The following is a 13,227-nucleotide window of genomic DNA, read 5'->3' as shown; positions in this document are numbered from 1 at the left end:
TTCAACGGTCCTGTGTCCCAGTTGTCTCAGGAATCACTCTTCCCCGCAGGCGGGTGTTCTAGCCCACCAGCCCCAACTCCCGTGCGATCAGCATGCGCTGCACCTCGCTGGTGCCTTCGCCGATCTCCAGGATTTTGGAGTCCCGCCACATACGGGCCACCGGATATTCGTTCATGAAGCCGTAGCCGCCGTGGATCTGCGTGGCCTCACGGGCGTTGGTGACCGCGATCTCGGAGGAGTAGAGCTTGGCCAGCGCCGCCTCCTTCTTGAAGTCGTCGCCGTGCACCAGCCGCGACGCCGCGTCCCGCCACGCCAGCCGCGCCGTGTGGGCCCGCATCTCCATGTCCGCGATCTTGAACTGGATCGCCTGGTTGTCACCGATCGGACGCCCGAAGGCGTGCCGGGTCTTGGCGTACGACAGCGACTCGTCCACACAGCCCTGCGCCAGACCGGTGGACAGGGCCGAGATCGCGATCCGCCCCTCGTCCAGGATGCGCAGGAACTGCGCGTAGCCCCGGCCCTCCTCGCCCAGCAGATTCGCCGCGGGCACCCGGCAGTCGGCGAAGGACAGCTCGCGGGTGTCCGACGCGTTCCACCCGACCTTGCTGTACTTCTTCGACACCGTGAAGCCGGGCGTCCCCGACGGCACGATGATCGAGGAGATCCGCGGCCTGCCGTCGTCCTTGCGGCCGGTCACCGCCGTCACCGTGACCAGCCCGGTGATGTCGGTGCCCGAGTTGGTGATGAAGCACTTGGTGCCGTTGATCACCCACTCGTCGGTCGCCTCGTCCAGCCGCGCGGTGGTACGGGTGCCGCCCGCGTCGGAACCGCACTCCGGCTCCGTCAGCCCGAACGCGCCCAGCATCTCGCCCGAGCAGAGCTTCGGCAGCCAGGCGCGCTTCTGCTCCTCGGTGCCGAACCTGAACACCGGCATCGCGCCCAGCGACACCCCGGCCTCCAGGGTGATCGCCACCGAGGAGTCCACGCGGGCCAGCTCCTCCAGCGCGATGCACAGCGCGAAGTAGTCGCCGCCCATCCCGCCGTACTCCTCGGGGAACGGCAGCCCGAACAGGCCCATCCGCCCCATCTCCCGCACGATCTCGTACGGGAACTCCTGCTGCTCGTAGAACTCGCCGATCTTCGGCGCGATCACGTCCTTGGCGAACTCCGCGACCGTGGCGCGCAGTTCCTCGTACTCGGCGGACAGACGGTGGTCGATCGACATGGCTACTGCTCCTGGTGGGTCAGGGCGCGGACGGTACGGGACGGGCTCGGCCGTCCCAGGTGCTCCGCCATCCACACGCTTGTGGCGCTGAGGCGGTCCAGATCGACCCCGGTGCGGATGCCGAGGCCGTGCAGCATCCAGACGAGGTCTTCGGTGGCGAGGTTTCCGGTGGCGCTCTTGGCGTACGGGCAGCCGCCGAGGCCGCCCGCGGAGGCGTCCACGACGGTGACGCCCCGCTGGAGCGCGGCCAGCGTGTTGGACAGCGCCTGGCCGTAGGTGTCGTGGAAGTGCACGGCGAGCTTGTCGACCGGCACGCCGTTGCCGCCGGAGCCGCCGGTCAGTTCGTCCAGCAGCGCCGTGACATGGCCGGGCGTCGCCACCCCGATCGTGTCGCCGAGGCTCAGCTCGGTGCAGCCCAGTTCGTACAGCCGCCGGGCCGCGGCGGCGACCTGCCCGATCGGGACCGGGCCCTCCCAGGGGTCGCCGAAGCACATCGACAGATAGCCGCGGACGGTGGCGCCCGCGTCCCTGGCCCTGGTCACCACCGGGGCGAACATCGCCAGCGACTCCTCCACCGTCCGGTTGAGGTTGGCGCGGGCGAAGGACTCGGTGGCGCTGCCGAAGACCGCGATCTCCCGGACGCCCAGCTCCAGCGCCCGCTCCAGACCCCGCTCGTTCGGCACCAGCACCGGCAGCCGCACCGCCGGGTCCAGGTCCGCGAGCAGCGACATCAGCTCGGCCGCGTCGGCCAGTTGGGGCACCCACTTGGGGTGGACGAAGCTGGTCGCCTCGATCGTGCCGAGCCCGGCCGCGGCGAGCCGGTGCACGAATTCCGCCTTCACGGCGGTCGGCACGGTCGCCTTCTCGTTCTGCAATCCGTCCCGCGCGCCGACCTCGTGGATCCGCACGGCCGTCGGCAGCCCGGCCGCGGGTACGGCCATCGGCAGTCCGGCGGGCAGCGCGCCGGCGGTCGCGTCCGTCGTCGTACTCGCGGCGGCGCTGGTGGGTGTCCCGGACGCGGCCGGGCTCCGGTCGGCGGTGCTCATGACGCCTCCCCGGCAGTCGGCGCGGAAGCCGGCGCGGTGGTCTGACCGGCAGCGGGTGCGGTGGTCCGCGCGGCGTCGGATGCGGTGGTCCGCGCGGCGGTCGGTCCGGCGGGCGGTTCGGGCGCTGTTCCGGCGGCTGCCGCGGGTGTTGCCGCCTCGGCCGGGTCCTGCGGGGCCGACGGGGTGACCACCGCAAGCACCTGGTCCATCGCCACGGTGCTGCCCGCGGTGACGTCGATCTCGGACACCGTCCCGTCGTGCGGGGCGGTGATCACGTGCTCCATCTTCATGGCCTCCACCACCAGCAGGCTCTGGCCCGCCACGACCTCGTCCCCCTTGCCGACCTTCACCACCGTGACCGTGCCGGGCATCGGCGCGGTCAGCGCGCCGCCCCCGCCCCCGCCCGCGGCGCCGCGCAGGGCCGCGGCCACCGGGTCGTATGCCCGTACCCACCAGCCGTCGCCGTCCCGGCCCAGCCACTCGCCCGCGTGCCGGAAAGCGGTCACCGTGCCCTCGCGGTGCAGCAGCGCGCGCGGTCCGTCCAGCGTCAACCGGGCCGCCGTGGCCGGTCCTTCGCCGATCCGCACCAGGCCGTCACGGACCCGTACCGTCACCGGCTCCCGGCCGGGAACCCGCAGGTGGTGCACCGTCCAGGCCGCCTCGCCGCCCAGCCGCCAGCCGCTCGGCACCGAGAACGGGTCGGTCCAGCCGCCCGCGTCCGGGGCCGGGGCCAGCGCGGCCTGCCGCAGCAGCGCCGCCGCCGCGTACACCTCGTCCGGCACGCCGGGCGGCAGCAGCTCGGCGGCGTCCCGGTCGATCAGCCCGGTGTCCAGCTCGCCCGCGACCACCGCCGGGTGGGCCAGCAGCCTGCGCAGGAAACCGGTGTTGGTGTCCAGGCCCAGCACGACGGTGTCCGCCAGCGCGGCCCGCAGCCGTCGCAGCGCCGTGGCCCGGTCGGGGCCGTAGGCGATCACCTTGGCCAGCATCGGGTCGTAGGCCGTGCCCACCTCCGTGCCGACCGCGAGACCCGAATCGACGCGCACTCCGGGGCCGGTCGGTTCGGCCAGCGCCACGACGGTGCCCGCGGACGGCAGGAAGTCCACCCGGCCGTCGCCCGCTCTGGCGGTCTCCGCGCAGATCCGCGCCTCCATGGCGTGGCCGGTCATGGCGATGGCCCGCTGTCCGAAGCCCAGCCGCTCGCCGCACGCCACCCGGAGCTGCCACTCGACCAGGTCGAGCCCGGTGACCAGCTCCGTCACCGGGTGCTCCACCTGGAGGCGGGTGTTCATCTCCATGAAGAAGTACGCGCCGGGGTCGGCGCCGGGGACGATGAACTCCACCGTGCCCGCGCCCGTGTAGCCGCACGAGCGGGCGGCCTGCACCGCGGCCTCGCCCATCGCCTGCCGGGTCGCCTCGTCGAGCAGGACCGAGGGGGCCTCCTCGATCACCTTCTGGTGCCGTCGTTGCAGCGAGCACTCGCGCTCGCCGAGGTGCACCACCGAGCCGTGGCCGTCGGCCAGGACCTGGATCTCGATGTGCCGCGGCCGGTCGATCCACCGCTCCACCAGCAGCGTGTCGTCGCCGAAGGAGCCGCGCGCCTCGCGCCGGGCCGCCGCGATCTCCTCGGCCAGCAGGGCCTCGTCGCGCACCAGCCGCATGCCCTTGCCGCCGCCGCCCGCCGAGGGCTTGAGCAGCACCGGCAGGCCGATCTCCCGTGCCGCGTCGGCCAGTTGGTCGTCGGTGAGCCCACTGCCCGTGCTGCCGGGCACGACCGGGACGCCCGCGGCCCGGACCGTCTCCTTGGCGCGGATCTTGTCGCCCATCAGCTCGATGGCCTCGGCGGGCGGTCCGATGAAGACCAGGCCCGCCTCGGCGCAGGCGCGGGCGAAGGCCGCGTTCTCCGCCAGGAAGCCGTAGCCGGGGTGGACCGCCTGGGCACCCGCCTCCACGGCCGCCCGTACCTGCTCGGCGGCCGACAGATAGTTCTCGATCCGTACCGCGGTGTCCGCCTCGCGTACGTGCCGGGCGTCGGCGTCGGCGTCGGTGAAGACGGCGGCCGAGCGGACGCCCAGCTCCCGCAGGGTCCGCAGCACGCGGACGGCGATCTCGCCGCGGTTGGCGACCAGGACGGTGTCGAACATGGGGCTCGCGCTCCCGGCGGTTGCGGTGTTCATGGTCGGCACGCCCCTCACATCCGGAAGACGCCGTAGCCGGGCGCGCCCGGATCGGCGGTCGGAAGGGGGGCGTTGGCGCAGGCGGTGAGGGCCAGGCCGAGGACGGTACGGGTCTCCAGCGGGTCGATCACACCGTCGTCCCAGAGCCTGGCGGTGGCGTAGTAGGCGTTGCCCTGCGTCTCGTACTGCTCGCGGACCGGGGCCTTGAACGCCTCCTCCGCCTCCTCGCTCCACTTCTCGCCCGCGGCGGCGAGCTGGTCGCGCTTGACGGTGGCCAGCACGGACGCGGCCTGCTCGCCGCCCATCACCGAGATCTTGGCGTTGGGCCACATCCACAGGAAGCGCGGGCTGTAGGCCCGGCCGCACATCGAGTAGTTGCCCGCGCCGTAGGAGCCGCCGATCACCACGGTCAGCTTGGGCACGCGCGCGCAGGCGACCGCCGTGACCATCTTCGCGCCGTGCTTGGCGATGCCGCCCGCCTCGTACTGGCGGCCGACCATGAAGCCGGAGATGTTCTGGAGGAACAGCAGCGGGATGCCGCGCTGGTCGCACAGCTCGATGAAATGCGCGCCCTTGAGGGCGGATTCGGCGAACAGGATGCCGTTGTTGGCCACGATGCCGACCGGATGGCCCTGGATGTGGGCGAAGCCGGTGACCAGCGTGGTGCCGTACTCCGCCTTGAACTCGGCGAAGCGGCTGCCGTCCACCAGCCGCGCGATGACCTCGCGGACGTCGTACGGGGTGCGGGAGTCGACCGGTACCGCGCCGGTCAGCCCGGCCGGGTCCACGGCGGGCGGCTCCGCGGGCCGTACCGTCCACGGCGGCGCGCCGCGCGCGGGCAGGGTGGCGACGATGTCGCGGACGATGTCCAGCGCGTGGGCGTCGTCCTCGGCGAGGTGGTCGGTGACGCCGGAGACCCGGGAGTGCACCTCGCCGCCGCCCAGTTCCTCCGCGGTGACGACCTCGCCGGTGGCCGCCTTCACCAGCGGCGGACCGCCGAGGAAGATCGTGCCCTGATTCCGTACGATCACCGCCTCGTCGCTCATCGCCGGGACGTAGGCGCCGCCCGCGGTGCACGAGCCCATGACGGCGGCGATCTGCGGGATGCCGCGCGCGGACATGGTGGCCTGGTTGTAGAAGATCCGGCCGAAGTGGTCGCGGTCGGGGAAGACCTCGTCCTGCCGGGGGAGGAAGGCGCCGCCGGAGTCGACCAGGTAGACGCACGGCAGCCGGTTGTCCAGGGCGATCTCCTGGGCGCGCAGATGCTTCTTGACCGTCATCGGGTAATAGGTGCCGCCCTTGACCGTGGCGTCATTGGCGACGACCACGACCTCACGCCCCGCGACCCGGCCGATCCCGGCGATCACCCCGGCGGCCGGTGCCTGCCCGTCGTACATCCCGTCCGCGGCCAGCGGCGCCAGCTCCAGGAAGGGCGAGCCGGGGTCGAGCAGCCCGTCCACCCGGTCTCTGGGCAGCAGCTTTCCGCGCGCGGTGTGGCGGGCGCGGGCTCTCTCGCCGCCGCCGAGCCGCGCGGCGGCCAGCTTGTCGCGCAGGTCCGCGGTCAATGCGGCATGAGCCTGCGCATTGGCCTGATACGCCTCTGACGCCGGATCTGCGGCGCTGGACAGGGCGGGTGCTGCCATGGTTCGGCCCCCCGGATGTTAGCGAGCGTTAACGTGATGACTCCACGTTAACGCTCGCTAACTCGGTTGTCTAGACTCGATCTCATGAACCCGACGAAGACGGCGGAGAACCGTCGCGAGCAGATTCTCCGAGAGGCCGCCCGGCTCTTCGCCGAGCGCGGCTTCCACGGGGTCGGTGTCGACGAGATAGGCGCCGCGGTCGGCATCAGCGGCCCGGGTCTCTACCGGCATTTCGCGGGCAAGGACGCCATGCTCGCCGAGCTGCTGGTGGGCATCAGCGGCCGGCTGCTGACCGCGGGCAAGATGCGGGTCGCCGAGGCGACCGGGCCAGTCGAGGCGCTGGACGCGCTGGTCCGCGGCCATATCGACTTCGCGATCGACGACCGGCCGCTGATCACGCTGCACGACCGCGAGCTGGACCGGCTGCGCGACTCCGACCGCAAGCTGGTCCGCCAGCTCCAGCGGCAGTACGTCGAGGAGTGGGTCGCGGTCGTGCGGCTGGTCCATCCGGGCGCCACCGAGCTGGAGGTGCGCGCGGCCGTGCACGCCGTCTTCGGTCTGCTCAACTCCACTCCGCACCTCGGCGAGCGCGGCGGACTGCCCGGCAGGACCGCGATGGCGGCCCTGCTGCACCGGCTCGCCCTCGGGGCGCTGGACGCGCTGGACGGTCTGGACAGCACGGCCGACTGGCGGGTAACTTACTGAGCGCTTGCTTAATGCTCGATTGTCGACCGCCCCGGCAGCGGACCCGGTCGCGGATGGGAGGCGCGCTGTGCGTCGTACGGTGTTCAACGAGGACCACGAAGCGTTCCGCGAGACGATACGTGCCTTCATCGAGGCCGAGGTCGTCCCCGTCCACGACGAGTGGCTTGCGGCGGGCCTGGTCCCGCGCGACTTCTACTACAAGCTCGGCGAGCTGGGCGTCTTCGGCATCGAGGTGCCCGAGGAGTTCGGCGGCGCGGGCGAGCACAGCTTCAAATTCCAGGCCGTCATCAGCGAGGAGTGCGCCCGCGCGGGCGTCAGCTTCGGCGGCAGCGGGGTCCACGTCGGCCTCTGCCTGCCCTACGTGATGGCCTACGCCACCGACGAGCAGAAGAAGCGCTGGCTGCCCGGCTTCGTCAGCGGCGAGACGATGTTCGCCATCGCCATGACAGAACCCGGCACCGGCTCCGACCTCGCGGGCATGAAGACGACGGCCAAGCTCTCCGCCGACGGCACGCACTACGTGCTCAACGGCGCCAAGACCTTCATCACCGGCGGCGTCCACGCCGACCGCGTCATCGTCTGCGCCCGCACCGCCCCCGCCACGCCCGAGGACCGCCGCGCGGGCATCTCCCTGTTCGTCGTGGACACCAAGGCCGACGGATACGCGGTCGGCCGCAAGCTCGACAAGCTCGGCCTGCGCACCTCCGACACCGCGGAACTCTCCTTCTCCGACGTCAAGGTCCCGCTCGAGGACCTGCTCGGCGAGGAGGGCAAGGGCTTCTCCTACCTCGGACAGAATCTCCCGCAGGAGCGGCTGGGCATCGCCGTCGGCGCGTACGCCCAGGCCGCCGCCGCGATCCGCTTCGCCCAGGCGTACGTCCAGGACCGGACCGTCTTCGGCCAGACCGTCGCGTCCTTCCAGAACACCAAGTTCGAACTCGCCGCCTGCAAGGCCGAGGTGGACGCCGCGCAGGCCGTCGTCGACCGCGCCCTCGAAGCGCACGACAAGAAGGAGCTGTCGGCCGCGGACGCCGCCTCCGCCAAGCTCTTCTGCACCGAGGTCGCCGCCCGCGTCATCGACCGCTGCCTCCAGCTCCACGGCGGCTACGGCTACATGAACGAGTACCCGATCGCCCGCCTGTACGCCGACAACCGCGTCAACCGGATCTACGGCGGCACGAGCGAGGTCATGAAGTCCATCATCGCCAAGTCGATGGGCCTGTGACCGTAGACCCATCCGTGAGAAAGCCGGCGGACGCGTGAATGCCGAAGGACCCGTGAACGACTCCCGGGATCCGCTCCAGTCCCTGCTCGATCTGCTCGACCTGGAGCGGATCGAGCGGGACATCTTCCGCGGTGTCAGCCGGTCGGCCGTGGTGCCCCGGGTCTTCGGCGGCCAGGTCGCCGCACAGGCCCTCGTCGCCGCGGGCCGCACGGCGCCCGAGGACCGCGGCGCGCACTCGCTGCACGCCTATTTCCTGCGGCCCGGCGATCCCGGCGCGCCGATCGTCTACCAGGTCGACCGGATCCGCGACGGCCGCTCCTTCACCACCCGGCGGGTCGTCGCGATCCAGCACGGCCAGCCGATCTTCCACCTCTCGGCGTCCTTCCAGGTCCACGAGGAGGGCCTGGAACACCAGGAGCCGATGCCGTACGCGCCCGACCCGGAGACGCTGCCGACGGCCGAGGAGATGCTGCCCGTACACGCCGCGCGGTTCCCCGACCCCACGGTGGTCGACCGGATACTCGAGACCCGCGCGGCCGTCGACCTGCGTTACGTCGAGGACCCGCCGTTCCTCACCGCGGGTGTCATCCGCGAACCGCGCTCCCAGGTCTGGTTCCGCGCCCGCGGCAAACTGGCCGACGACCCGCTGCTCCACGTCTGCCTCGCCACCTATGTGTCGGACATGACGCTGCTCGACTCGGTCCTGCTCGCCCACGGCCGCGGCGGCTGGACCGTCGGCGACGTGGTCGGCGCGAGCCTGGACCACGCCATGTGGTTCCACCGGCCCTTCCGGGCCGACGAATGGCTGCTCTACGACCAGCAGAGCCCGTCCGCCTCCGGCGGTCGCGGCCTCGGCACCGCCCGGATCTACACCCGCGACGGGCAGCTCGCCGTCTCGGTGATCCAGGAGGGCCTGGTGCGGGTGCCGCGCGACTGACGCTCACCCTTTCGGGTGAGCGCGGATTTCCGCTCCCGGATACCAGACACGCGGAGCATTCCGGCGCGGTGGCTCCCGAGGCGCGCCCCGGCTCTGATCGGGCGGCTCCGCCTACGCCGCCTCGACCGCCGGTCCGACCGGCAGCGTCGCCCGTACGAGAAAGCCCCCGGTCGCCGCGGGCGACGCGATGAATTCGCCGCCGAGCTGCACCGCTCGCTCGCGCAGCCCGGCGAGACCGTGGCCGCCCGACGGCAGGGCCGGTCCCGGCGCCGCGGACGCGGGTCCGTTGCGCACCTCCACCACCAGCACGTCGCCGCTGTGCCGCACCAGGACGCGGGTTTCCGCGCCTGGCGCGTGCTTGCGGATGTTGGTGAGCGCTTCCTGCACGATGCGGTACGCGGCGTGCTGGACGTCCGAGGGCAGGCGGGCGGCGTCGGCCGGGGCCATGGTGCCGGGCAGTTCGCCGTGCGTGCCGGGTCCCGCGGCGGCGACCAGCGCGGGGATGCCCGCGAGGCCGGGGCCCGCGTCCAGCGGCTGCCCCGACGTCACCGGCAGCCGCAGCAGCCCCACCATCCGGCGCAGCTCGTCCAGCGCGTCCCGGCTCAGCTCGCGCACCGCCCCGGCCGCCGCCCGCGCCTGCGGTCCCCGTGCGGTCGCCTCCAGGGCGCCGGACTGCACGGCGATCAGGCTGATGTGGTGCGCCACGGTGTCGTGCATCTCGCGGGCGAGCCGGGCCCGCTCCCGTACCACCGCCTGTTCCGCGGCCAGTTCTCGCTCCCGTTCCCTGCTGGCCGCCAGCTCCTCCAGCCGCCCGGCCAGCTCGCGCCGCGAGGCGGCGAACAGGCCCAGCGCGGTCGGCGCCAGGGCCAGCAGCGAGGACAGCATCACCGCGAGGATCGTGTCCGACAGCCCCCAGGGCGCCGGGGCGCGGAACGGCCAGGGCACGCAGGAGACCGTCGCCGCGAGCAGCGCGCAGCCACCGATCAGCAGGGCGCGGCGAGATATCACGCGCTCACCCGAACGGGTGAGCGTGGCCGATGAGGTAGCGGCCGTCGTCCCGGGTGGTAGGAGAGCCGCCGAGGCGAAGGACGTGGCGGGCGGCATACCGGAGGGCGCGCTCTTCGAGGGCCGGGCCGGAGAAAACGGCCACCCTTGTGCGCGGTGACGGTCGGGGCCGCCCGCGGCGATCTCGTAGAGCGCGCCCATCGGCGAGAACCAGATGTAGCCGAGCGAGAGGGCGGGCAGGGTCGCGGCGAAGGCGATCAGCGGGAAGCGGTGCCGGAACAGCAGCGCCAGCGTGCCCAGGGCCGCGAAGGCGAACGAGACCGGGCCGCCGAAGGAGCGCGTCGCCCACACCTCGGTCGCGGAGAGGGCGAACAGTGCGGCGTCCGGCAGGGCGACACGTGGCTTCACGATCACTTCGGCACCCGTACCAGCCCGGCCTGGTGCGCGACGACGGCGGCGGCCACCCGGTTGGGCGCGGCCAGCTTCCGCAGCACCGCGCGCACATGGTCCTTGACGGTGCCGACCGAGATCCCCAGCTCCGCGGCTATCCGGGCGTTCGGCAGCCCGGCCGCCAGCAGCCGCAGCACCTCGGTCTCGCGGTCGGTCAGCGGCGCCAGGGCCGCGGCGTGGGCGGACGCCTCGGGCGTACCGGGCCCCTCCGCGCCGTCGGAGCCGGGCGGACCGCCCAGGAAGCCGTCGACGACCGCGCGGCCCACGGTGGGGGTGAAGACGGTGCCGCCGCGCGCCATGACGCGTACCGCGTCGATCAGGGTGCCGACCGCGGTGTCCTTGAGCAGGAAACCGGTGGCGCCCGCCGCCATCGCCGCGCGCAGATGGGCGCTGGTGTCGAAGGCGGTCAGCATGGCGACGGCGGGCGGCGAGGGCAGTGCCCGCAGGGCGCGCAGGACGGTCAGTCCGTCGTCGGGCGGCGGCATCACCGCGTCCAGCAGGACGAGGCCGGGACGCGTCGCGGTCACCGTCCCGACGGCGTCGTGCCCGTCGCAGTCCGCGACCACCCGGATGTCGCCGGAGGATTCGAGGATGCTTCGCAGGGCGGCCCTGACCAGTGCTTCGTCATCGACGATCACGACCTGGACCACTGCGCCTGCCTTCCTCGCCCCCTCTTGACCCTGATGTTCCTTTTGTTCCCTCAACGATGGTAGCGAGCGTAGCGACGGACCGGGACCGCGTCAGTTCCGCGCGGCCTGACCTGCGGCGGTCAGATCGGCGGTCGCCAGCAGATACGCGGTCAGCGGCGCGTAGTGCTGCGGTGGCACATTGTCGTCCAGCGGGACGGTCACCAGCAGGCTGCCCTCCGCCTCGCCGACGAAAAGCGCCGGGTCGTTGCAGTCCGCGAAGCCGACCGTGTCGATGCCGCGCTCGCCCGCGTACCCCGCCCAGCCGTGGTCGGCGATCACCAGATCGGGCAGCGGCTCGCCGTCGCGCTCCAGCGCGTCCAGGATCTCCCGCATCGGGTCGGGCGAGTGGGTGTGCACCAGACCGCCCGCCCGGTGGACCATGGAAACGGACGCCAGGTGCCGGATCTCACCGCCGTCCGCGTACAGGCGCTCCGACGGGGTGATCAGCGTGCAGCCCGCCTCGCGCAGCGCGGCGGCCAGCTCCCAGTGGACGGCGAACAGACCCGCCGGGTGACCGGTCGCCACCAGCACCCTGGAGCCGTTTTCCGCCGCCTTGTGCAGCACATCGGCCATCCGGTCGAGCGCGTCGATCGTCAGCTCGGGATCGATGGTGTCCTGCCCGTGCCGGTGCCCGGGATCGGCGACGACACCGCACCGCTCGGCCATCAGCTCCAGCACCGCCGCCTGGTCGTCCCAGCGGTCACCCAGCTCCAGGCCGAACCAGTAGTAGCGATTTCCCTCGGCCAGCGCCCGGAAGTGGTCGAGGTTGTTCTCGCGGCTGGTCGCCACGTCGCCGGCTATCCGGGTGCTGGTCAGATGGGCGACGAGGGCCTGGCGGGTGGGTGCTGCGGCAGCTGGATCCATGGGCATGCGCACATTGTCCCGCTCCGCCGCTCGGACGTGCGTCCGGCCGGGGATCGACGCCGAGGCGTAATCGGAACCCCCGATTGGAGGAAACGTACATTCCGGTGGCTTCCGGCGGCCACGTAGGGTCGGCCTCGCCCCTCAGGCGGGCGATCCCCAACGAAAGAGGCAGCCACCCATGAGCAGCGCAGAGCCGCGCGGCCCCGTCGACTCCTCGCGTATCCCGCGCTACGCGGGACCGGCCACCTTCGCGCGCCTGCCGCGCCTGGACGAGGTCGGCGCCGCCGACGTCGCGGTCGTCGGCGTACCCTTCGACTCCGGCGTCTCCTACCGGCCCGGCGCGAGGTTCGGCGGCAACGCGATCCGCGAGGCGTCACGGCTGCTGCGCCCGTACAACCCGGCGCAGGACGCGTCGCCCTTCGCGCTCGCCCAGGTCGCGGACGCGGGCGACATCGCCGCCAACCCGTTCGACATCAACGAGGCCGTGGAGACCGTCCAGGCCGCGGCGGACGACCTGCTGGGCACCGGTGCCCGGCTGATGACGCTCGGCGGCGACCACACCATCGCGCTGCCCCTGCTGCGCGCCGTCGCGCGCAAGCACGGCCCGGTGGCGCTGCTGCACTTCGACGCGCACCTGGACACCTGGGACACCTACTTCGGCGCCGAGTACACCCACGGCACGCCCTTCCGGCGCGCGGTCGAGGAGGGCATTCTCGACACGTCGGCGCTGTCGCACGTCGGCACGCGCGGCCCGCTGTACGGCAGGAAGGACCTGGACGACGACGAGAAGATGGGCTTCGGGATCGTGACGTCCGCCGACGTCATGCGGCGCGGTGTCGACGAGGTCGCGCAGCAGCTCAGGGAGCGTGTCGGGAACCGTCCGCTGTACATCTCGGTCGACATCGACGTGCTCGACCCGGCGCACGCGCCCGGCACCGGCACCCCGGAGGCCGGCGGCCTCACCTCCCGCGAGCTGCTGGAGATCCTGCGGGGCCTGGCCGACTGCCACCTGGTATCCGCCGATGTCGTCGAGGTCGCCCCGGCCTACGACCACGCCGAGATCACCTCGGTCGCGGCCTCGCACACCGCCTACGAGCTGACGACGATCATGTCCCGGCAGGTCGCCGCGGCCCGCTGACGGCCCCTCCAGGGCCGCCCCGCGGGCCTGTTCGCGGCCCCTCGGCGGCCTGGCCGGTGTCGCCCCGGGGACTACGACCAAGGTCGCACCGCCCCGCGACCTTGGTCTCCCATTTGTTGCGGGAGG

The 13,227-nt window shown here is 72.6% G+C and carries 11 protein-coding genes; 4 read left to right on the top strand and 7 right to left on the bottom strand.

What is annotated here, in order from left to right; translation table 11 throughout:
- Positions 1–58: 58 nt before the first annotated feature.
- The 4 genes from ACIQCJ_RS30360 to ACIQCJ_RS30345 all read right to left on the bottom strand — a co-directional run bounded on the left by ACIQCJ_RS30360 (position 59) and on the right by ACIQCJ_RS30345 (position 6,088).
- A complete protein-coding gene (locus ACIQCJ_RS30360; protein WP_402713128.1) occupies positions 59–1,225 on the bottom strand; it encodes an acyl-CoA dehydrogenase family protein in 1,167 nt (388 codons plus the stop codon).
- A 2-nt stretch (positions 1,226–1,227) separates the two neighbouring features.
- On the bottom strand, positions 1,228–2,166 hold the full coding sequence (locus tag ACIQCJ_RS30355) for a hydroxymethylglutaryl-CoA lyase (protein WP_402713195.1): 939 nt from the start codon (positions 2,164–2,166) through the stop codon (positions 1,228–1,230).
- Between the two features lie 101 nt (positions 2,167–2,267).
- Positions 2,268–4,412, bottom strand: a complete 2,145-nt coding sequence (locus ACIQCJ_RS30350) for a biotin carboxylase N-terminal domain-containing protein (RefSeq protein ID WP_402713194.1) — start codon at positions 4,410–4,412, stop codon at positions 2,268–2,270.
- 47 nt (positions 4,413–4,459) lie between these two features.
- Positions 4,460–6,088 (bottom strand): carboxyl transferase domain-containing protein, encoded by a 1,629-nt coding sequence (locus ACIQCJ_RS30345; RefSeq protein WP_355336998.1) that lies wholly within the window; start codon positions 6,086–6,088, stop codon positions 4,460–4,462.
- Positions 6,089–6,172: 84 nt separating this feature from the next.
- Between ACIQCJ_RS30345 and ACIQCJ_RS30340 the strand changes: the two genes are divergently transcribed.
- The 3 genes from ACIQCJ_RS30340 to ACIQCJ_RS30330 all read left to right on the top strand — a co-directional run bounded on the left by ACIQCJ_RS30340 (position 6,173) and on the right by ACIQCJ_RS30330 (position 8,955).
- Positions 6,173–6,793, top strand: a complete 621-nt coding sequence (locus tag ACIQCJ_RS30340; RefSeq protein ID WP_355337000.1) for a TetR/AcrR family transcriptional regulator — start codon at positions 6,173–6,175, stop codon at positions 6,791–6,793.
- Between the two features lie 67 nt (positions 6,794–6,860).
- Positions 6,861–8,018, top strand: coding sequence for an acyl-CoA dehydrogenase family protein (locus ACIQCJ_RS30335; protein WP_355337002.1), 1,158 nt, complete (start codon positions 6,861–6,863; stop codon positions 8,016–8,018).
- A 52-nt stretch (positions 8,019–8,070) separates the two neighbouring features.
- Positions 8,071–8,955: an acyl-CoA thioesterase domain-containing protein gene (locus ACIQCJ_RS30330; RefSeq protein ID WP_391160509.1), complete on the top strand. Its 885-nt coding sequence runs from the start codon at positions 8,071–8,073 to the stop codon at positions 8,953–8,955.
- Positions 8,956–9,066: 111 nt separating this feature from the next.
- On the opposite strand, the gene ACIQCJ_RS30325 is transcribed toward ACIQCJ_RS30330, so the two are convergent.
- The 3 genes from ACIQCJ_RS30325 to ACIQCJ_RS30315 form a co-directional block, all read right to left on the bottom strand.
- A complete protein-coding gene (locus ACIQCJ_RS30325; RefSeq protein ID WP_402713127.1) occupies positions 9,067–10,368 on the bottom strand; it encodes a sensor histidine kinase in 1,302 nt (433 codons plus the stop codon).
- 2 nt (positions 10,369–10,370) lie between these two features.
- Entirely contained in the window at positions 10,371–11,060 is a 690-nt protein-coding gene (locus ACIQCJ_RS30320) for a response regulator (RefSeq protein ID WP_402713126.1), read from the bottom strand.
- Between the two features lie 90 nt (positions 11,061–11,150).
- Positions 11,151–11,969, bottom strand: coding sequence for a phosphatase (locus ACIQCJ_RS30315; RefSeq protein ID WP_355337010.1), 819 nt, complete (start codon positions 11,967–11,969; stop codon positions 11,151–11,153).
- 172 nt (positions 11,970–12,141) lie between these two features.
- On the opposite strand from ACIQCJ_RS30315, the gene speB reads away from it, so the two are divergent.
- Positions 12,142–13,101, top strand: a complete 960-nt coding sequence (speB, locus tag ACIQCJ_RS30310; RefSeq protein WP_402713125.1) for an agmatinase — start codon at positions 12,142–12,144, stop codon at positions 13,099–13,101.
- Positions 13,102–13,227 lie beyond the last annotated feature (126 nt).

The sequence above is a fragment of the Streptomyces sp. NPDC093221 genome, from assembly GCF_044753885.1.
Taxonomy (GTDB): domain Bacteria; phylum Actinomycetota; class Actinomycetes; order Streptomycetales; family Streptomycetaceae; genus Actinacidiphila.
This window is presented reverse-complemented; position numbering and strand designations above follow the sequence as displayed.